Origin of the sequence: Hassallia byssoidea VB512170 (genome assembly GCF_000817785.2) — a bacterium.
GTDB classification, from domain to species: Bacteria; Cyanobacteriota; Cyanobacteriia; order Cyanobacteriales; family Nostocaceae; genus Hassallia; species Hassallia carrinoi.
This window is the reverse complement of record NZ_JTCM02000043.1, coordinates 1-20,589: the sequence shown is the minus strand read 5'-3', so window position 1 is coordinate 20,589 and position 20,589 is coordinate 1. Positions and strand designations below refer to the sequence as shown.

At 43.0% G+C, this 20,589-nt stretch carries 12 protein-coding genes and 2 pseudogenes; 3 read left to right on the top strand and 11 right to left on the bottom strand.

Annotation, left to right across the window (positions count from 1 at the left end; all coding sequences use genetic code 11):
* Window positions 1–2 precede the first annotated feature (2 nt).
* The 5 genes from PI95_RS18535 to PI95_RS18515 form a co-directional block, all read right to left on the bottom strand.
* Window positions 3–1,439, bottom strand: a complete 1,437-nt coding sequence (locus PI95_RS18535; RefSeq protein ID WP_039752276.1) for an O-antigen ligase family protein — start codon at window positions 1,437–1,439, stop codon at window positions 3–5.
* Window positions 1,440–1,450: 11 nt separating this feature from the next.
* The gene (locus PI95_RS18530; RefSeq protein WP_039752274.1) at window positions 1,451–3,628 is read right to left on the bottom strand and encodes a GumC family protein; all 2,178 of its coding nucleotides are present in this window, start codon (window positions 3,626–3,628) and stop codon (window positions 1,451–1,453) included.
* Between the two features lie 73 nt (window positions 3,629–3,701).
* Window positions 3,702–4,898, bottom strand: coding sequence for a glycosyltransferase family 4 protein (locus PI95_RS18525; protein ID WP_039752273.1), 1,197 nt, complete (start codon window positions 4,896–4,898; stop codon window positions 3,702–3,704).
* 172 nt (window positions 4,899–5,070) lie between these two features.
* The gene (locus PI95_RS18520) at window positions 5,071–6,285 is read right to left on the bottom strand and encodes a glycosyltransferase (RefSeq protein ID WP_039753835.1); all 1,215 of its coding nucleotides are present in this window, start codon (window positions 6,283–6,285) and stop codon (window positions 5,071–5,073) included.
* Window positions 6,286–7,293: 1,008 nt separating this feature from the next.
* Window positions 7,294–9,906, bottom strand: a complete 2,613-nt coding sequence (locus tag PI95_RS18515) for a M1 family metallopeptidase (RefSeq protein ID WP_039752272.1) — start codon at window positions 9,904–9,906, stop codon at window positions 7,294–7,296.
* A 511-nt stretch (window positions 9,907–10,417) separates the two neighbouring features.
* Between PI95_RS18515 and PI95_RS18510 the strand changes: the two genes are divergently transcribed.
* The 3 genes from PI95_RS18510 to PI95_RS18500 all read left to right on the top strand — a co-directional run bounded on the left by PI95_RS18510 (window position 10,418) and on the right by PI95_RS18500 (window position 14,175).
* A complete protein-coding gene (locus tag PI95_RS18510) occupies window positions 10,418–12,076 on the top strand; it encodes a DUF3352 domain-containing protein (RefSeq protein WP_039752270.1) in 1,659 nt (552 codons plus the stop codon).
* A gap of 220 nt (window positions 12,077–12,296) precedes the next feature.
* The gene (locus PI95_RS18505) at window positions 12,297–13,214 is read left to right on the top strand and encodes a class I SAM-dependent methyltransferase (RefSeq protein WP_039752269.1); all 918 of its coding nucleotides are present in this window, start codon (window positions 12,297–12,299) and stop codon (window positions 13,212–13,214) included.
* On the top strand, window positions 13,207–14,175 hold the full coding sequence (locus PI95_RS18500) for a PrsW family glutamic-type intramembrane protease (RefSeq protein ID WP_039752268.1): 969 nt from the start codon (window positions 13,207–13,209) through the stop codon (window positions 14,173–14,175). Before PI95_RS18505 ends, PI95_RS18500 begins: the two co-directional genes overlap by 8 nt.
* Before the next feature lie 199 nt (window positions 14,176–14,374).
* Here PI95_RS18500 and PI95_RS18495 read toward each other — a convergent pair whose 3' ends face one another.
* The 6 genes and pseudogenes from PI95_RS18495 to PI95_RS18470 form a co-directional block, all read right to left on the bottom strand.
* Window positions 14,375–15,247, bottom strand: a complete 873-nt coding sequence (locus PI95_RS18495; RefSeq protein ID WP_039752266.1) for a 6-carboxytetrahydropterin synthase — start codon at window positions 15,245–15,247, stop codon at window positions 14,375–14,377.
* Between the two features lie 197 nt (window positions 15,248–15,444).
* Window positions 15,445–16,140 (bottom strand): J domain-containing protein, encoded by a 696-nt coding sequence (locus PI95_RS18490; RefSeq protein WP_039752265.1) that lies wholly within the window; start codon window positions 16,138–16,140, stop codon window positions 15,445–15,447.
* Between the two features lie 32 nt (window positions 16,141–16,172).
* Window positions 16,173–16,406 (bottom strand): annotated as a pseudogene (locus PI95_RS18485) (cysteine synthase A); the annotation flags it as partial.
* A 133-nt stretch (window positions 16,407–16,539) separates the two neighbouring features.
* Window positions 16,540–16,977 carry an Rrf2 family transcriptional regulator gene (locus PI95_RS18480; RefSeq protein ID WP_039752264.1) on the bottom strand — a complete coding sequence of 146 codons (438 nt, stop codon included), beginning with the start codon at window positions 16,975–16,977 and terminating at the stop codon, window positions 16,540–16,542.
* Between the two features lie 312 nt (window positions 16,978–17,289).
* A complete protein-coding gene (locus PI95_RS18475; protein WP_039752263.1) occupies window positions 17,290–19,281 on the bottom strand; it encodes an iron uptake porin in 1,992 nt (663 codons plus the stop codon).
* A gap of 442 nt (window positions 19,282–19,723) precedes the next feature.
* A pseudogene (locus PI95_RS18470) lies at window positions 19,724–20,007 on the bottom strand (4a-hydroxytetrahydrobiopterin dehydratase).
* Between the last annotated feature and the right edge of the window lie 582 nt (window positions 20,008–20,589).

Here is a 20,589-nt window from a genome sequence, read left to right as displayed (position 1 = left end):
ACCTAAATGGTGGATTGATTAACTTGCCATTTTTCCTTTTCCCAGCCAGCGATCGCTACAAGAACCCACCAATAAACAAAAAATGTAGTAGCATCCATAATATTGTTGGAAAGCATACTCACACTGTTAGAAATCAATAGCGCTATCAAAATTAAACATAAACTTCGTTGAGAACTTTTTTCTGGTGCTTTTTGCAGTAGTCGCACAAGATGTAACCCTTGAACGAGTAGAAAGAATACAAAGATAACTAAACCGACAATTCCCTGTTCAACAAGAACTCGGATATAGTCGTTATGTGCCGCATAACCCCCTCCTGTTTGTAAGTTACGGATACCAAGTTCCGGACTTGTGCCTAAACCGTAGCCAAGTATGGGGAATTTTGCCCAAGCTTGCAGTAAATAATACCAATGAGCAACTCGCCAATTAAAGCTATTGCTATCGCCGTAGGACAATATAATTGCTCGTGATACATCAATATCTGGATTTAATAGGGGAGTTTGATAAATTTCTGTGAGACGTTGTTGACCAAATTCTGTACTACCAAATAAATACAAGATAATAAAACAGAAAATTGCGACGCCAATTAATCGAACTGGAGTGATTTTGTCAGCATTGATACATAAGATTAGTATGAATACTGCAACCAATCCGGTAAAATAGCCAGTACTCACGAAAATAAAAGAAATCAAACCTAACAGTAATAACCAAGGCAAACGTTGTTTAGAGATGCTTACTTTCCACCAAACTAAAGCAATAAACATGCTCAAAAAAATGCCCAAACCATTAGGGAAACCTAGAGTTCCTGAGACATTACTTCCTGCTTTTCCTTGCGCTGTTAGCAAAGCTGGTAGAATTGAAGCTGGTAGAAATATCTGCATGAGTGCAACAGTAATTGGTGCAACTAGAGCCAGCAGCAATGTAGAAATTAATTTTTCTGGGTGGATACGGTCTTTTAGCTGCATTACCAACAAGTAAATTATTACCCAAGAAAAGTAACGCAGCCAATCCCGGATTGCATTTGGTAGAAATGATGCGTTCATTCCCAAAGCACCCAGTAGCAAAAGTACAATCCACAAACTCTGAAGCATCATCCAGCTAGCAAATAACCACCAAAATTTATCTGTACGTACATGTTGCCCTGTCAAGAGCATTACAGCTACGTAGAGCAAGGTAAGAATATCTAGACCAATAGCAAAAGCCGCTGGTAACTGTATGCCTGAGAAAATATCCAGAGAACTACGCAGTATCAATAGAGCTAGTACTGCTTGCTCAAATTTGGCAAAGAAGTAGATAAGTACGGCAACAGCGAACAAGGCTACACCCAGAAAAAAGGGTTGAGCTCCTGCCGCGAAGCCTGCAACTATACCAACTGTTGCACCTGCGAAGCTAATCAATAGCATCAGACGCAAACCACGTCTTGAACCTTGATTATTCAGCATTCTCACTACCTCTAACCGTTGTCATAATTCTTACGACCACTATCGACTGCGGTTAAACGCCTTGGCAATCGCCCCCCTAGCGGTCGGTCATTATCAACTGGATAGCGGAAATACTTTTCTGTCTGCTCTGTCATGCCATTGACGACTACTCCCAGTACTGGTATCTGGTTGTTGTTTAATTCTGATACGGCTCTTTGCAGTACTTCTTTGATGGTGATGCTAGGACGTGTTACCAGCATGATTCCATCACTTTGTCTGGCTAATGTGGCTGCATCTGCACAAGCACTGATTGGCGCCGTATCTATAATTACCATATCGTAATTTTCCGCCGCTTCTGCTACCAAAGACTTCATCGCTGGTGACTCTAATAACTGCGAGGGACGCCCGTGGAATTCGCCACCAGTTAACACATGCAAATTGTCAACATCTGTGAGCTGCACCGCTTGATTTAGGCTTCTGCGCTTCTCAATTACATCTGTAATTCCCGGCTTTGGCGCTAAGTTAAATAGTGTATGCTGCATCGGGCGACGCAAATCTGCATCTATAATTAATGTCCGCCGAGATAACATGGCGGAAATGGCGGCTAGGTGCGATGCGACTATTGACTTACCTTCCCCAGAAAGTGTGCTGCTGACAACTATAACCTGCACCTTATCGGTACTGCGAAACTCTAAGGTCTTCAGGAGCATTCGGTAAGGCTCAACTAAACCTATATCATCTAAAAAGCGATCGGCTGGCTCTAGAACGAGAGTTTTAGCAGGTAGACGCGGCAACACTCCGAGTAATGGTAAGCTCAGTAGTTCCTCGGCTTCGGAGGCATCTTTTAAGGTGTTATCCAACACTTCTAAAAGCAACATCACACCAGTACCTAAAACTGTTCCAAACACCGTTGCCAGCGCCAGCACTGCTGAACGTTTGGGTGAAGAAGCGATTGTTGGTGGTTTCGCGGCTTCGATCAAGCGGAGATTGCTAACCTTTTGAGCTTCGGTGATGCGTGCTTCTTCTAGTTTGCTTTGTAGCGATTTTAACGATGCGGTAGCGTCTTCGCGTTCGCGGGTTAATGCAATCAGGGGTTGCTGTTGAAGCGGTAGCTTGGCGAGGCGACTTTGCAGTTGAGTTCTTTGAGCTTGTACTGTCTTAAGTTTATTTTCAATTGCCGATCGCTCTGTCTCATTCGCCAAAAGTTTGGAAGTCAAATCTTGACTAATTTGATCGCCGGCGACACTGTTTGTCGCAACCGATGAATTTGCCGACGACACGCGACCAAGTTGCTCTGTGTACAATTTATTCAGATTATCTCGTTGCTCAACCAGCGATATGACACTTGGGTGGTTTTCTGTTAAACGCAAACGCGCTTCAATTAACTTTGTATTTAATTCTGTTAACTTAGCGCGTAAAGTTTTCAGTTGTTCATCTTGTCCACCGCGTACAGATGCGTAAGCTTTATCTAGGCTTTTAGCGTCGGTGATTTGCCGCAAAGATGCATCCCGCCCTTTTGCTTCTTGCAGTTGAGCCGTGAGACTGCGCTCTTGGTCTTCTAAAGTGGCTAAACTCTCAACTGTACTTTTAGTTTGCTCTTCAAAAGAGATAATGCCGCTGATATGTCTATACTGGCTTTCTTTGTTTTCGGCTTCTCGTAGACGTTTATACGCGTTAGGTATTTCGCTAGTTTCTAAAAATTCCCGTACTTTCGTCGCTTCCGAACTGATTGTTTTCGTATTTTCCTCAATCATTGCTTGGCTTACGGCATTTAGCAGTTGCGCTGCAAGTTCGGGGTCTTTCGATTTGTAGCTCAGTTCTAGAATGTTGGTAGCGGGAACAATTTTCACATCCAATCCTTGATTAAGTTCTCCGGATGTGATTTGGCTTCCGGGTGAACCATTGTAGGATTTGAGAGAAGCCAGGGCGATCGCTCGTTCCAAAACACGTTCCGATTTGACTAATTCCGCTTGGTTAGCTAAAGGACTCGGACCACCAGGGGCGCCCGAAGATACAGAAGTCAAGTCGCGACCCAATTCAGAAACGCTCACCCTTCTATCATCCTGCATCAGTCGCGCTGATGCTTCATACAAACGCGGGGTAACGGTGAGGTAAGCAAAAGCCCCACCAATTACCGCCGTAAATGTCACTAATGCGGGGAATGCACGCCGCTTTAAAACTGCTAATAATGAGGATATACCCTTCTCCATCGCACAAAACCTTGTTTCATTGGTGATTGATCATTTGTCAGAATTGGTAGAGCACCTAACAATTTAACAAATGTTATTTTTTGCCGATTACCTCAGCTAACTCGCTTTCACGCTGCGAAATACCCACTGCTTTAACTGGTGCAGGCGATTTCAACAGTGTGGTGTATAGTTTTAAGGTTTCAGAGGTAATGCGATCCCAACTATAGTTGCTTTCTATGTGCTTTTGGGCATTTTTAGCCATTACTACCAGTTCTTGCGGGTGATTAACTGCCCAATCTAAAGATTTAATGCAAGATTTAACGTTTCCAGCTTCAAAAAGCATTCCCCGTCCGTTATTAATTAACTGTTGGTGCGGTGGAATGTCGCTTGCTAGTACGGGAATACCTTCGCGCATTGCTTCTAGCATTGCTAAAGGTAGTCCTTCTAAGTCAGAAGGCAGAACAAATAATCCAGCACCCCGGACTATTTCTGCGAGTCGAGAACCTCTGAGTTCTCCAGCAAAAACGATATTGCGCGAGCTTGCTACTTTTTCTAATAAATTGGCGGTAAAGGTTTTGGTATCGCTGACACCACCTGCTAATACTAATTTCCACCCTTTCGGTTTGAGGGTAGAAAAGGCTTCAACCAACAAGTCGGGACACTTTTCGGGTACAAGTCTGCCCAAAAATACAATATAGCGTCCCCGTTCCAAACCCAAATCAGTGCCGTATTTAAAATTGGGGTCAGAATCGGCGTAACTGGCAGGGGCGTTGGGGATGTATATTGTTTCGCGATTGTAAGTTTGCCAAAAGTACTTTTTCAGTGCGTCTGATACAACTATAAAGCCGTCGGCGAAACGGACTGCGGCTTTTTCACCTAATTGAATCAGCCGAGTTGAAAAACTACCCCATTTGGCACGTTGCCAATCTAACCCCTGACAGGTGACAACTACTTTTGCAGATGTAGCGATGTTGGGTAAGCAAGTAAATAAAGATGGACCTAAAGCATGGAAATGAACGATATCATATTTTTTGCCAGTGGCGGCGATCGCTCCCAGTCCTGAGGTAATAAATGCATCTACTCCTCTTAAGTGTCCACCTGGTAGAGAAATAACTCGCACCCCTTTGTAGTCATAATTCTCAACCCAGGAACAGTCAGTGTAAGAAGAGCGGGCAAATAAATCGACACTGTGTCCTTGTGCAACCATGCGGGGATACACTTCTGCACAGTAATGCTCTATACCACCTTGTTTCGGAGGCAGACCTTTTGCACCAATTACAGCTATTTTCATATTCATCACTTGTTTTCTGGAGGTAGTGTACTACCTGATACACAGGCATTATAAAGGTCTGAAATATTGCACCAGGAATGCGCGATTAGGCGCTATTTTTTGTGTTCTCCAATGTTTGCATCGCCGATCAAAAAAGTTGCTAAAACGAATTTTGGGTTAACCGCATTCGTGTTTAGGTAACAGCCACAGTTACTCGCTGTTCCCAGCGATTTAACATTTGGGCGTAGATATCTCGAACAACCGTGCGAGCTGCATAGGGTTGTGCAGTACGGATACACGATTCAATCGGATAATCTTCTGGATGCTGTAGTACCTTGCGTAAGGCATCGGCGATGCACTCGCTTGTGCGTTGCTTGCAAACAACTCCACTGTTAGGAGTTAGCAATTTCGGGGTTTCCCCACATTCAGTTGTGACTACTGGCGTTCCGCTAGCCAGCGCTTCTAGGACGACCAAAGGTAGACCTTCATAAGCGCTACTCAGCACAAAGGCGTTACAGATACGATGCAACTGTGCCAGTTCTGCAATTGGAACAGCACCAAGCATTGTTACTCGACCTGTTAAACCTAAGGTATCAATTTCTGCGCGAACTTGAGCTGCTAACTCTCCATCACCGGCTATAAGTAGGTGAACGCAAGGATCGTTTAAAGCTGCAATTGCACGCACTAACAATGTTGGATCTTTCTGCGGATGCAGGCGACCCGCAAACAGCACAAAACGTGTATCATCCGATAAACCTAGCTTTTGCGCTAGTTCGCGTTTTTTTACTTGTTTCTCTTGCTGACTCAAGGGATAAAAAAGCTCGTTATCAAACGAGTTTTTAATGTATGCAACGCGATCGCTAACACTCTTATAACGCTGTTTATAATGCTTTACTGCATCAGTGTTGCATGAAAGAATTTGGCTAAACTGAGGCACTAATAAACTCTCGACAGCGAAATATGCTGCGGGAAATCTTCGCCAAAGAATCGCCTTCTTATCACCCACACTTTGCATTTGCGTGTGAATATCATTGTGTATGAATAAAGTTTTTTCTCCTTGCCAATTAAGGGCTGCTAAAGTTGGCTCTAGCCGATGAAAATGCATGAAATCTGACTCAAAGCATTGCCCTACAAGCGCTGCTGTATACTTTACCGTCGTCGGTATCAAGCTTCTTACATTATCATTTTCCAGATAAAATAGAGGTAGGAAACTAATTTCTCTCCCTGCAAATTCGGCTGATTGCCATTTGTTTACAGGCTGGCTTTTATCGTTTGCTGTTCCTACTAGTCGCACCGCAAATTCTGGAGGTGCGTACTTGATAAATATGTTTATTAGGGTCTGAATGCCCCCGATAGTAGTGTTCCAAGGATTGAACTGGTAAAAAATTGTGAGAACTGGTTTACGCATTACTACAACCCTGGACAACTTGTGTAAACACTAATATAAGTTTTAACACAAAATTTTAAACTAAGTGTAATTTTTACTATATCCATAGATGTATTTAGTTTCATCTCCACTTCGTACTATCTCTTAGGTAATATTTTTTCTTTTCAGTGAATAAAATGCCAGCAGAGTAATTTTTCGCTTTACTTGTCTAATTTATTTAACTTGGGAAAATAGTATGGAAGAACACAAAACTTTGCAAAGTTTTATACGTAAATAGCAAAATGCTTGACATGAATTTAGTCATGGCTTGCCCAACTCTAAATTTTAGAAAAATTCACGCTCAAAAGTTGCAATGAATTCCTATCTGCGGAGCGTGAATTCTGAAGATGCACTTCAACGAGTGCTTACTTTTAGGTGGTGAAAAGATGCTTGACTACGATCTGCCGACAAGCTGCAAGGCTTTTAACTTAAGGGATTGAGCTACGGTGTGAATGTAAATCTAGACTAAAAAATCAAAAAACAGTCTCATGCATATTAGCTGATAATTTGGTGCCTTTGAGAAGTAAGTAGCAACTAACAGCATCAAGCGCCAAAACCAGAATTGAAGATATTAAAACACAATCAAACACTATCAAAGGAAAGTTCTCATATTTCAAAGATATTGTACTTTGCAAATATGCACACCGATGTTAGGTCTATAGAAATCTTGTCTGCGTCTGTAAATGAATTAACAAAAACTTAACTTTGGCAAAAAGTCTAATTAACTCAAATCGCTTGAAAAAGTTATGAATGTAACGCAAACAACAATATTAACGGCTTTTGAGCAATAACTTTTGAATCTGGAAAAATAGCGGTAAGTTCGCGCATAGAATGATAACTGTTCTCATGAGAAGAGGTATTCCTAAATGACATATAGCACCCAATTAAAAACGGCAAGAAGTCGAAAATTGTCTGCGTGTTGGATGAATGTCTGGGTGCATTAGGTAATAATACCTAACACACCACCAATCATAGCAGATGGCGCATCTATTACAGCTTGGATTTGGCTTCTAAATTTTCCAAGCGGCTTTTGAGTTCTTGATTTTGTTGTTTTACTTGGTCGAGTTCTTCGCGTAATTGACGCAGAGTTCCTTCTGTACCAACATGAAGACTTACTTTGGTGATTTCTTCTTCAGCAAAACGACGCACCCGTCCATCAGCTGTTTGGTCAGCAAGCGATCGCAAAATCGAGATCGCTTTCGGGGTTTCCATTTGTCCGAGTGCAACAACTACTGCAACTTGCGTTAAAAAGAAGCTTTCTTTGGCAAGCGTTGCCAATCTATTTAAAATCGCTTCTAAGTTGGCAGCACTTTGACCAACAGAAATTTTACCCAAAGCACGAATTGCCGATAAACGCAAGGGTTGCGGTATACCGATTTTGGTGTATTCGAGAATTAAATTTAAAGCGGCTTCAGAAGTTTTAAGTTCTGCTAAACCAGCGATCGCACCACTGCGAACAACTTCATTCCAACCAGCTTTTTCTGTCAAAACTGATTTTAGCAGCTTTAGTACCTTTTCTTCCCTTGGTTTGTCATCCAAGTTAGCAGAAGCGATCGCCCCAATTGAGCGAGCTGCCATTGCCTCTACATAATAACTAGGATCAGAATCTTGTAAAAGCGGTTTTAAAGCCTTATAGCTTTCATTCGTCTTGATTGTACCAAGCGCTTCCGCCACAGATCGCCGCACGAAAGAACTTGTATCTTTTAATCCAACAACTAACTGATCAAAAGCCTGATCTAACTTGATATTTGCTAGTTGTTTGGCTACTTCCACACGTACACCCCAGAAGGTGTCATTTTGTAACGCCGCAGACAACGCATTTACCGCTTCTAAACCTCCTTTTTTCGCCAAAGCTTCGGCTGCATATATACGGGAGATAGGATTCGGGTCAAATTCCATCTGTGCTTTTAACTCCGCTACCGGATATTCTAAAGACACAGTTTTCAGATAATTGTTCCCGACATCAAAACTAATAAAGTTCGGTTTCTCCGTAAGTGGAAAGTAAAAGCTTTGTTCGCGTTCATTCACACGGACTGTAAAAGTGGGGAGTGGGGAGTGGGGAGTGGGGAGTGGGGAGTGGGGAGTGGGTTGTTGAGTGTAACCGAAACCGATGGGGATTTTCAAATCAAATAAATTATTAGCGTTATCTGTGGTAACTTGATTCTGGGTAACTGTAACTTTCGCCAACTTTGCATCTTGATCCCAAGAGTAAGCGACTTTAAAATCAGGATGACCACCGCGATAAACATACTGGTCGAACAAAAACGTCAGATTGCGTCCGGTAGCTTTTTCAATCGCCCTGAGTAAATCGATTGTTTCGACAGTTTTGTGGGCATTATCCCGGACAAATGTCTGAATTGCTTGCCAAAATAGTTCTTCGCCTAATTCTGCGCGAATCATGTGATATACACAAGAACCTTTTTCGTAAATGTGGCGATCGTAAAGTTCGATCGCTTCTCGGTAAACGTGTGTCACCATCGGACGCCGGTAACGAGATGCATCTTCAGCTAAATAACTACGCGCTTCCAGTAACCGATAATATGCAGCTTCTTGATCGCCATATTCATGTTCTGTCCACATCACCTCAGAATAGGAAGCCATTCCCTCCTTCACCCAAGCGTGTGACCAATGTTTTATCACCACCAAATCGCCAAACCATTGATGCGCGAGTTCGTGGACAACTAAACTTTCGCTATTGCGGTTATCTAATGCAGCGCGTTCATCCAGCAAACATCTATCAGTTAACAGCGTGGTGGATGTGTTTTCCATCCCACCAAAGATGAAATCATCAACGCATACTTGATCGTAGTTGGGGAAAGCATAAGGATAACCATATTTTTCGCTTAAAAACTCGATCATGCGCGGAGTTTTGCCCATGCTGCGTTTAGCATCTTCCTCGCGTCCCTTTTCTACATAGTAGGTGACGGGTTTGCCTTGCCATTCATCGCGAATTGCCGCAAAGTTGCCTACAGCCAAAGTCATTAAATAGGTAGGATGAACTTGTTGCTGTAACCAGTGGTATATTTTATCATCGCCGTCTTCTGTGCTGTCAATTAGTTCGCCATTGGAAATGGCTACAAACTGTTTGGGTACTCGGACTTTGATTTCACTCGAAGATAATTGTCCTGGATAGTCAAAGCAGGGAAACCAGAAACGCGAGTCTTCGTCTTCTCCTTGAGTCCAGACTTGAATAGGTTTGTTGGGGTAATGTTTGTCAGGTTGAATAAAGTAAATACCGCGTTGGGGTTTTTCGACAGAGTAGGCGATCGCCATCAGCAATCTTACCCCTACTTGCGTCGGTTGAGGAAGTTGGATGAAAAGCTGTTCTCCATCGCAGTCAAACTTGGATGACACCTCGTTGACTTCGACAGACTTAATGTTCAAATTCACCGCATCCAAAGTCAAGCGATCGACACCATTGCGGATTGGTAATAAGCGAATGCGACAAGTACCGTGGTAACTTTGGTTAGGAATATCCAAGCTGAGGTCTAGATAAATATGCTCTACCTGTCCTGGGCGATCGGGGTTATAGTGTGGTTTTGCACCTGGTAACTCAAAAGATCTGTGGTGATTATTCTCGGCTTCAAAAGAAAACTGCGACATTGATACTTACTAACCTTATAGGGAAAGAAAACTCTTACTGAATCTAGATAAGACAAATAGCGAAAGAAATGTTTTTTGCCCAAGTCAACACAGCAATGAATGGTCGTTAGTTAAAGAGGACAGGTCTACAAGAAGGTTTCCCTCTGGTATCTGTCTTCAATAAATGCACCTGGTGTGCGATCGCACCCCTTTGACACTTGATTAACAGCGTTTTACGCGCGCGATCGCACCAAAAGAAGTGTCAATACTGTTAAGCGTTTCTATAGCTTAGAATAGCTGACCAGAGCGCGATCGCTAAATCGAGTGGGAATTAACAACATACCATTTACGGATTCATTCCTCACCCCATTGAAGTAATTTTTGGAGGAATTTCCTTTGAATGAGTTCTTTGTATTACTAAAGTCCCTAGTAAATAACGCTACATTTGTGCAAAAGAACAATAAATCAGCAAACTCCACCATGACGCTTGTACAAGCCTCAGTAACAATTTGAGGAAAATAGGATAACATCAATGCCCGAAACTAAATCAAAATTTTTAATTCCTGCTATTGGCGCTGCTGTAATTGTCACAGGAAGTATAGCGGCTTATATGTATCTAAAAGGACCGTTTGGCGATAGTTCAGGCGCTTTGGCAAGTGCTAAAATAGTCCCTTCTACAGCATTTATCGCAACTTATGTATCTACTGACCCTCAAGCTTGGGCGAAGCTACAGCAGTTTGGTACACCAGAAGCACAAAAAATAGTCGCAAAAGGTCTGGATAGCTTAAATAAAGATTTGCTTACAGAAAGTAATATTTCTTATGAAAAAGATTTAAAGCCTTGGGTAGGCGGTGTGATGATTGCTGTGCTACCATCAACTCCAGCAAACCCAACTCCAAATACGGGAACAGCGACACGAGAACCGAATATTTTGATGGTGGTGGGAATTAAGGACAAACTCGCTGCGTTAAATTTTGCTAAAAAATTAAAGCAAGAAAAAGGCGTAACTACAAAGGAAATTGACTACAAAGGCGAAAAAATTACCGAAACTACAGGTAAGGGGAAACCTTCATACAGTGCGGTTTTAAATAATACTTATGTGGTACTTGCTCCATCCAGACAACCTGTAGAAAATTCAATCGATACGTATAAAGGACAACCATCTTTTGCGAGTAAAGAAGGCGCAAACAGGGTTTTTGCGAAGAAATTAGATGTAAAAAATAGTTTAGCGCAAATTTACGTACCAGACTATGGCGGGATGGTACAGCAATTAATAGCGACAAATTCCCAAACTACGATACCTCCAGAAACTCTCAAGCAGTTGAAGCAGGTGAAATCGATGGTAGCGGATATTGGTATTGATGATGCGGGAGTGCGGATGAAAGCGATCGCCAACTTAGATCCGCAACTCAGCAAATTTCAGTATCAAAATAGTGGCGCGAAAATAGTAGCAAACTTTCCCGGTGATACATTAGCGCTAATTAACGGACAGGGGATCAGCAGTTGGTGGTCAGCAGTAGTCGAAGAATCAAAAGATTATCCGCAATTTAAGCAAGTAATCGAACAAGCACGCGGACAGCTCAAAGCAGTAAATTTTGACTTAGATAAAGATATTTTCGGCTGGATGAACGGGGAATTTGGTTTTGCGGCGATTCCTTCCAATCAAGGTATTTTAGCACAACTTGGTGTAGGCGGAGCATTTGTATTTGACACAAGCGATCGCAAAACCGCTGAATCCACCTTCGCCAAACTAGATAACCTCGCCAAAAGCCAAAAAATCAACGTTGCCCAAAGAAATATCGGCGGTAAAGATGTAACTGAATGGCAAATTCCCCAGCAAGGTGCATTGTTAGCACATGGTTGGTTAGATCAAGATACCGTATTTTTGGCGTTGGGTGGTCCAATAGGTGAGGCGATCGCCCAACCCAAAACTCAATCTCTCGACAACAGCGACAACTTTAAAGCCGTTACCAGTTCTTTACAAAAACCTAACGGTGGCTTCGTTTACCTAGATATGGATAAAACCGTTTCTCTTGCAAATCGTTATGCCGTCCAAGGTCAAGCCATCCCCCCAGAAGCCGCTGCCATCCTCAGTTCCATTCGTGGACTCGGTGTAACCGCTACCAGTCTCGACAAATCCACCTCTCAAGTAGAAATGTTGTTAGCACTCAAACCAAAAACTGCTAAATAGGGCAATCTGAGGAGGGGTAAAGGGGAAAGGGTAAAGGGTAAAGGTGTGGAAATAAAGAGTTATTTAAATCACTCCGGGACTATTTTTCTTCCCCTTTCCCCTTTCCCCCTTCCCCTTTCCCCTTTCCCCCTCTTATCCCCTTTCCCATTACGGATTGTCATTTTGATCAACAGACTTTTATGATGCCTACAGTAGAAAAATAGTTAAACCAAATTTACTAATGACTGCTGTAAAAACTTCTCCTGACTTAACTTCCCGTTTGGTGAATCGCATCTTAGCAATTAAGCCGCTATACAACCTAGCCAAACACCAAGCCAGACAAATGATGATCAAACGCGCCGAAAAAATAGGCGTACCTTGGAACAAAGAAGTAGAGGCACTAAAAGCGCGTGATTGGGAAAGCGATTTAGCTGAAGTGCAAAATCCCCAGCTTTCTTACCCAGAATATTACTTCCGCCCATTCCACGCTTACGAAGCCGGAAATCTTGACTGGGAACCAGCTTTAGAGTTAGAAGTTGCTGCTTGCACAGTCCACGCAGGAATTTGGCGAGATGCTGGGGCGCAAGGTGATGCTAAACTACGTCAAAGTTACCACGATATCCTTAAAGCACAAATTCCCCATCAACCGCAAGATATTTTAGACATGGGGTGCAGCGTGGGTTTGAGTACCTTTGCTTTGCAAAAGATTTATCCCCAAGCCAAAATTACAGGCTTAGACTTATCTCCTTACTTTTTAGCCGTTGCTCACTACCGAGAACAGCAACACAATTGTAAAATTAACTGGGTTCATGCCCCTGCCGAATCAACTGGGCTATCAGATGCATCATTTGATTTAGTCTCAATTTTCCTGATGTGCCACGAATTGCCCCAATCAGCAACCAAAGAGATTTTTACAGAAGCGCGGCGTCTGTTACGTCCGGGTGGACATTTGGCAATCATGGATATGAATCCCAAATCGGAAATTTATACCCAGATGCCGCCTTACATTTTGACACTGCTCAAAAGTACTGAACCGTATTTAGACGAATATTTTGCCTTAGACATTGAACAAACTCTGATCGAGGCAGGTTTTAATCCACCTACCATTACTCGTAACACTCCCCGTCACCGTACTGTAATTGCTCAGATGAGTGGCTGATTTATCTCTACTGCTGTGTGCCGTTATACCACCGCTGCTGCTTCTTGGTTACTACTATTACCGTGTTTCTACTGCCCCATCTTTGCTAAGGCTACTATTCTTCTTCATCGTCGGGGCAATATCTGGTTTCGTCGCTCTGAGCCTAGAATGGGTTTTTGAAACTGTAGCCAACTCGATTGTAGACTGGCAGCAGATGAATAAATCCCTTCCTGGTATCGCCCTGCGGCAGCTTGTGGAGATTGGTCCAATAGAAGAAGGCTGCAAGTTAGCAGCGGTTATTGCCCCAACTTGCTATTTTCAACGCAGGTATCAATTACGACCCGGTAGCGTTTATCTCTTCACCATAGCTGTTGCCCTTGGATTCACCGCTCAAGAAAACTGGATTTACCTTTACAATGGCACGGCAACAATTTTTGAGCGTAGCATTGGTACGCCAGTCCACGCTTTGTTCTCAGCACCTTGGGGTTATGCGCTGGGAATATTTATTGGCTCATACATTCGTTTATCTCGATACAAAAAAGTTATTCCCAGCGCTTGGCTAAATTCAGTAATTTGTCATGCTTTAGTGAATTTTCTCTCTAGTGCTTGGCGTTACCCAGCACCGTTAAGCTTCCTCAGCTATGGTTTGTTTCCGTTTCTATTGTGGATGTTTTGGCGATTGGAGCAATTATTGCGAAAAGTGCAAAATAAAGCGCCGATTACTCTGATTTCTGGCTATACACCCAAGCTTCGTAACTGGCAACGGGGTTTAGTGCTGTTTGCCCTGATGATAGGTGGAAATGCAATTTTTGGGCTTTTTTTGATGGGAAGAATTATCAGTCCCTTAAGTCTGTCGCAACTTTTTTCCCCTGATATTTTCTGGTTTATATTTACCCGCTTCCTACTAAGTCTAATTTTCGCAATTATAGCGTGGCTAATTTATCGCTATTTAAGACGTTCAGCGCGACGGCAATATTTTTAGGTGTTACATATTATCGGGATGATTTGACAAACAACGTTGATAAATTCAACATAATTGTAGAGACGTGACGATGGAACGTCTCTACGATTTATCCCACAATCGGTGCGACGGCAATATTTTTAATTAGCTAACAATCTACGTGCTAATGGTTGAGTCCTTCGTTGTCTGCCCTGATTGTTATATTTATATGTAATCTGAGCTACACACGCATTAAAACTCGCTGATTTTCTACAGCACTGGCTGAGTTTGATTCTGACTCGGTGCAGTAGATTTCGCAGGAGTTATTGGGACTTTCGATCAGTTTAACTTTGTAAAGCTTTGCTCCCAATTCTTGAATAGGCGATCGCAGCAAATTACTGATGTAAAGTGCGATATTCTCAGCAGTGGGGACTACTTCGCCAAAGTATGCAATATCTTTGTTTAAAAAAGTGTGGTCAAATGGCTCGACAACATAATCTTCTATCGCTTGATTCAAAGCACCTAAATCTACAATCATCCCGGTGCGCGGGTCAATTTCTCCTTTCACGGTGACTTCTAAATGGTAGTTGTGTCCGTGACCATGAGTCCGAGCGCACTTGCCGTAAATCTCCGCGTTCTCTTGATCGCTGAGGTTAGGGTGAGCCAATCTGTGAGCAGCGCTAAAATGTGTGCTGATAGTCAGATAAGCTTCCATTGAGTTTCCCATATAATCTGCCCAAAGTTCAGGATTTTCAAACAACTGCACGCGGACTACAGGCAAGTGGGGTGCTAACCGCTGCCAGATAACTCGTGCAATATTCTCTGTAGTGGGCAGAGTTTGTTGAAATTCTGTCCACACATCGTTGAGATAAGAAAAGTCTAGTTGGCTTGTAACTTCTTGCTTAATTACGTGTTTCACATCAGACAAATTCAGCACCATGCCATACTTATCTAATTCCCCAGCTAGAGAGACAAACAAAACATAGTTATGTCCATGTCCGGGAAATCGCGAACAAGCGCCAAATTTATCAATATTCTCTGCTTCACTTAGTTCTGGTAACCAATACCGATGACTTGCGGAAAACTGAGCGCGGCGATTAACAATGCATTGCATGAGTATCCTGTCAGCAGAATTTAAAATTTCTTAAACTTTTACTATTTCCAGGATAAACTAATTTTTTTGTTAGTGGTTAGGTAGAGACGTGCGCGTGTGGAACGTCTGTACAAAAGTTAGTGGGAGCGTTGGAGCGTTGATGGTTGTTGGTTATAACGACTAACTAGTAACAAAAAACTACTAACATATAACTAACCCTATACATATATATCTATAGATTCTTGCGCTTCGCGGTGCAATCTCGTGGCGATGCGGAACATTTCGTGTCCGGTGTGCAGATAATGTTCGTCGTAGTTCAAAGGGAAAAATTCTAATTCGTCAAGTCCATCGGCGATCCGATTCAGGCTGTAGTAAAGGTGAGCCGCAGCTCTTGCTAAACTTGGGGGATTTGGTAGAGAACGAAAACTAATTTGCGCTTGCTTGAGGTCATTTCGACAGGTGTTTAAGTAATCTTGAAATTCTTCTAATAGTTCATCATCAAAGGGATCGGCGGCTAGTTGATCGATTTGGTCTTCTAGAGAATCGAGAATGCCACTAACTAAGCGATTGACTGGTTGATAAACTAGGTGCAGCCATGCCTCAATTTGGTCATCAATATCGCGTCCGGTTCGCCTTGCGGCTTTGTAACGTTGTTGAGCTGCTGCTGTCCGCTGTTGGCGATCGCTTTGAGATTTTTGGGACTTATCGCGCAGTTTTTGGTCATAATTTAGGCGACTTTGTGCGTCGCCTAAAACTTCATATGCTGCATTAATGTGTATAATCTGCTCGCGGTCTGCTGTTTGTTGATTAGTATCCGGATGAAATAATTTCACCAAGCGGCGATAAGCCTGCTTAATTTCCGCTTGGCTTGCATTCGGACTTACTTTAAGAGTTTCGTAGTAATTAGATGCCATTACTCCAATTTATTGTTAGCTAATGTTAGCTGTTAATGCACTTTCTTTAAGTCTTGGAACAACGGCGTACTCAGATACCTCTCTCCAAAACTGGGTTGAATCATGACAATTAAGCGCCCTTGATTTTATGATCGTGGGGCGACAGGAATTGCTGGATATAATGCGCCACTGGAAATGCCAGATAATAGCTTTTGTTATCTTGCCAAACGGCGATGGTAGGCGATCGCTTCGTCGGCTACGGTAATCACTTCATTTATTAATTTTACAATGTTGAAAGCAGAAAGAACACACTTGATGTTCCGCTGTCCTTCGCGACTTCGCACTCCGAAGTCACCGAATCTAACCACCGTAACCGCGCAATATTAAATTGGTCGAGTACTATTGACTATTGACCATTGACTAAATGTAGTACATGATATCTAACTGCCGCCGTGCATCTCGTTTCTCACGGAGATCCTGAAGCGTGTAATTTTGTAAAACTGCGTTTGCTGCTTGACGTGCTTCTTGCCAGACTTCTTCTATAACACCACTGTCTACAGTTTTGGGCTGGACATCTTCATCACACGTCCGTACATCTAACCCTTCCAAACATCCCATAACCTCAAAAATTGTTATTTTCCAAGGTTCTCGCGATAGGATATAGCCACCCTTTGATCCGCGTTGGCTTTTGACTATACCTCCACGTCTCAAAGTTGCCAGCAGTTGTTCCAAATAGCGATCGGGTATATTTTGTTGCGCCGCAATGGTGCGAATTTGCTGCGGTTCGCCGCTTTGGTAATGAGTTGCTAATTCTAGCAACGCAAGAATTGCGTATTCTGATTTACACGATATTTCCACAGGCTGTAATAAGTTAAGAGTTAGGAATTAGGAGTTAGGAGTTTAAGAGGAGGCAAAAAGTTGTGCTAGAAGTCTTGATCCCCGAAATCTCTTTAAAAAGCTTGTTCAGAAATCGTTGCTCCCCTAATAAGTTATAAGTTAACAATTCAAAACTCCTAACTTTTTCTAGTATACTCCGGTTCTCCACTAGGGTTTGATACTTTGTAGTAAGCGCTTCAGCGCTTTAGCGCTTACTACGAATAGAAGCATAAAAAACCCCGCTTGAGGGCGGGGAGCAATAGGGTTTTAAATTGTAGTCAGATTGTCAATGTTCTAGAAGGTGAATGTTGTTCTGAGCGTACCAATAAACGCATCGTCGTTATCGCTATTTTGACCGGGAGAGGTCAACCAAATTACACCAGGGGTAATGGAGACGTTATCAGACACGCGATACTTGTAGAAACCTTCAACCTGATAAGGAATATCTCTAGAACCACGACCGGTACGACCTAAGGCGTAAGGTTGTGCGCCACCGAAGATACCCAAAACGTTACCTTTCTTACCAAAGTCAGGTAGAGCTATGCCAGCTCCGTAGCTGAAAGCTTCAAAATCATCATTGGAACCGAAGCCGACAACATCGTGGTAAGACACAAAGCCGCTGATAGACAGTTTGTCGCTTGGTCTAATAGCTGCTGACAGACCGTAGGAGTTACTTGAAGATGCGTTTGTAGCGCTCAGAGCGTTGGATTGTGAAGTACCTACTAAAGCAACGTTTTGTCCTTGGAATCCACCTGCATCAAATAAAGCACTGCCAGCGCCGTGGTAGCCGTGGACGTAGGTTGCAGCTAAGGCGATGCGATCGCCTAAGTTAAAGTTCAATTGTCCTAGAGCAGCATAGTTGCCCTCGAATATACCCGTACCACGGCTAGGATTAGCAGCATTAGCCTCACTAGGACTATTCGCTTCAGATGCCAAGTAACCTATAGTTAATGCACTTGGTTTCAGCAGACCGCCGCCTCTACCAAAGTTGAAGTTGAGCGCTGCACCTGCACCACCACCAATCCGGAAGATCGGGTTTTCCGAAGCAAATGCAGTTAGAGCGCCATTACCGCCGTCATAGTCCTCAAAGTAAGGGTTGACAGTGGCTGCATAGTCGCTATGAATACCTCCGGTAGCTGCAACGTAAAGTCTAGCAGGTCCTACGGGGACGTAATACGCTAACCAGTCTAATACGACACCATTGTTGTTGGCATTATTTCCCGTTATGTTAAAGGTTTGAAGACCTTCAGCACTACGCTCTGAAACATCTATCTGTCCGTTTCCGTTAGCGTCTCTATCAAGACCTAAGTTCAATCTTCCAGCATTACCAGTGGCAAGACGGGTGTGTAAAATGTCTCTGCCCGTGAAGCTGGTTTGCAAGTCTAAACGTACTCTTTCTTGGAAGACAGTATTATTGTTGTCGCCTGCTGTATCGCCGAAAGCATCAGTCAGGGCGAATATTGCTTCACCCACTAACTTGGTAGTAGTAGAGAATTGATTTGACTCTAATTCAGCAGTCCGCGCTTCTAACGCATCTACACGTCCGCGTAGGGTTGCTAGTTCTGCGGAAAATTCTTCTTGCAAACGCTGTAAGGTTGCCAAATCCTCTTTTGTCACCAAGTCAGCGGTGGCTGTGGCGATCAATTCGTTAACGCGATCCAAACAAGCATTTAAACCAGCGGCAAATTCATAACGGGTTAAAGCACGGTTTCCGCGATAGGTTCCATTTGGATAACCTGCGATACAACCGTAACGCTCAACCAAGGACTGTAACGCTTGGAATGCCCAGTCTGTCGGTTGTACGTCGGAAAACTGAGAAACCGATGTTACTTGCGCTTGAGAATTACCGCTCTTACCTTCGTTGCTGTACTTGTTAACTTGATCTAAAGTGTTAACTTGAGTTTGTTCTTGTACTTGTTGTACTTGAGCCAATACTTGTGGCTTTTTACCAACTGTAGTGGCGCTAGATGTTGAAAATACTGTACTCTTTTGTACTTGAGCTACATCTGCCTTTTGAGCAACTTCTGTAGCGGCAGTTGGGAATACTATACCTTTAGAAGTATTTTTTGAAGCTTCTAGTTTATCTACTGTTGGTAGAACTTCTAGTTTGTCAGCAAGGAATGCTTCTGTTGAAGCTACTTCTGATTTTTCAGTTTGTAATGCTTCTGTCTGAATAGCCTTCTGGGTGGTTGTAGTTGGAGCTGCGATCGCTGTTGCTGAAACTAACAACGTTGCTCCTAATACCGCTGGACTAACCACCAAGGATTTCCACAATATATTAGACATCTTTCCTCTTTTCCTCACACCTTGTATAGATAACCTTGTTTGTTGCACTTATTCCGGAAAATGCCACATCCTTATTTAAACCTTTTATATGAGGCTTAATTGTCACCACTACAATTCTAGTTTTTGCCAAGCTAATAACTAATTAATTTTGTTAAAAATTGATGTGATTAACTTAATGCAAAAACATACCCTTATACTTTGGTATTATAAAACATTTGAGTCATCTGACAACATAGCAGCGATCGCCTCATAAACTGTCACACATCCCAGGCGATAAGAAATTTCTCATTATTGGTCGGTAGAGGAGCCAGCCACGTGTGGTGAGTCAAGGCAGCGCGGTTGCCTGTACCGTCTATTCGTAGTGGCTCTCTTTGTTGGGGGGTGGAGGAGTGAGTGGACTAGCGTGCGCTCTTTCCCCTTTGTGGGCGCGTAAACCCGACCCCTACGGAATTTGGGAAATTACTTCCGCCAATTCAAAGTATTTCTGTGTCAACCCACCTGCATCATGTGTTGTCAGGGCTATCTTGACTTTGTTGTAAGAAATCTCTATATATGGATGATGTCCCGCCGACTCAGCAGGCGAGGCTCGAGCTGATTTACAAATTCAATTGCCTGAATAAAATCCTTAAACTTGCGGCTACACTCCAATTTGGAACCTTCTACTGTCCAACCATTAAGAACGCTTGCCCGTTGTTGAATTTCGGCTTCAGTAAGTAGTTGCACCATTGCTACATAAAACCTGATTCTTCTAGATTTTTCCGAGCCAGAGTTTCTGAAAAAACTTAAAAAACACCCTTAAAAAACTATCCGCCCTGAATTAGATCGGATGACCTAATTCAGGGCGGTCTAGCGGGTCTTCAGGTTGCAACCAGACTGCCGGAAGGAACTCCGAGCGAGCCTTGCTACTTGAGCTAACTTAGTCTCTCAAGAGAACTAAGGCTAACTTTTAGAGAACAGCCCCGGCACACAGCCGGCTAACTGCAACCTGATGACCCATGCGTATACTACTTTCTATCATGGGCATCACCTCCTTGTTGCCTAAGTGGTCTAAGTTTCAAAAAGGCAGAGCATTTCGCTCTGGGTTTTTACACCTTCAATCAATATAACACATGGATTATGGATATTGACGAGAAATAAAAAAACCCCCACCAAAAAAGGCGGGGGATAAATGATGAATGCTAAATGCAGATTAATGCATCATTGATCCTTACAGAGCGTTACCACGCGGTAGTACCTCTTCAGGGAATACAAATTGTTCGTGAGGTTGATCTTGAGGAGCCATCCAAGCGCGGATACCCTCGTTCAGCA

Bases quoted from the DNA above. Each gene is read 5' to 3' on its own strand.
- PI95_RS18490 (WP_039752265.1), bottom strand. From the start codon at position 16,140: ATGGCATCTAATTACTACGAAACTCTTAAAGTAAGTCCGAATGCAAGC.
- PI95_RS18505 (WP_039752269.1), top strand. From the start codon at position 12,297: ATGACTGCTGTAAAAACTTCTCCTGACTTAACTTCCCGTTTGGTGAAT.
- PI95_RS18495 (WP_039752266.1), bottom strand. From the start codon at position 15,247: ATGCAATGCATTGTTAATCGCCGCGCTCAGTTTTCCGCAAGTCATCGG.
- PI95_RS18530 (WP_039752274.1), bottom strand. From the start codon at position 3,628: ATGGAGAAGGGTATATCCTCATTATTAGCAGTTTTAAAGCGGCGTGCA.
- PI95_RS18520 (WP_039753835.1), bottom strand. From the start codon at position 6,285: ATGCGTAAACCAGTTCTCACAATTTTTTACCAGTTCAATCCTTGGAAC.
- PI95_RS18515 (WP_039752272.1), bottom strand. From the start codon at position 9,906: ATGTCGCAGTTTTCTTTTGAAGCCGAGAATAATCACCACAGATCTTTT.
- PI95_RS18525 (WP_039752273.1), bottom strand. From the start codon at position 4,898: ATGAAAATAGCTGTAATTGGTGCAAAAGGTCTGCCTCCGAAACAAGGT.
- PI95_RS18535 (WP_039752276.1), bottom strand. From the start codon at position 1,439: ATGCTGAATAATCAAGGTTCAAGACGTGGTTTGCGTCTGATGCTATTG.
- PI95_RS18475 (WP_039752263.1), bottom strand. From the start codon at position 19,281: ATGTCTAATATATTGTGGAAATCCTTGGTGGTTAGTCCAGCGGTATTA.
- PI95_RS18510 (WP_039752270.1), top strand. From the start codon at position 10,418: ATGCCCGAAACTAAATCAAAATTTTTAATTCCTGCTATTGGCGCTGCT.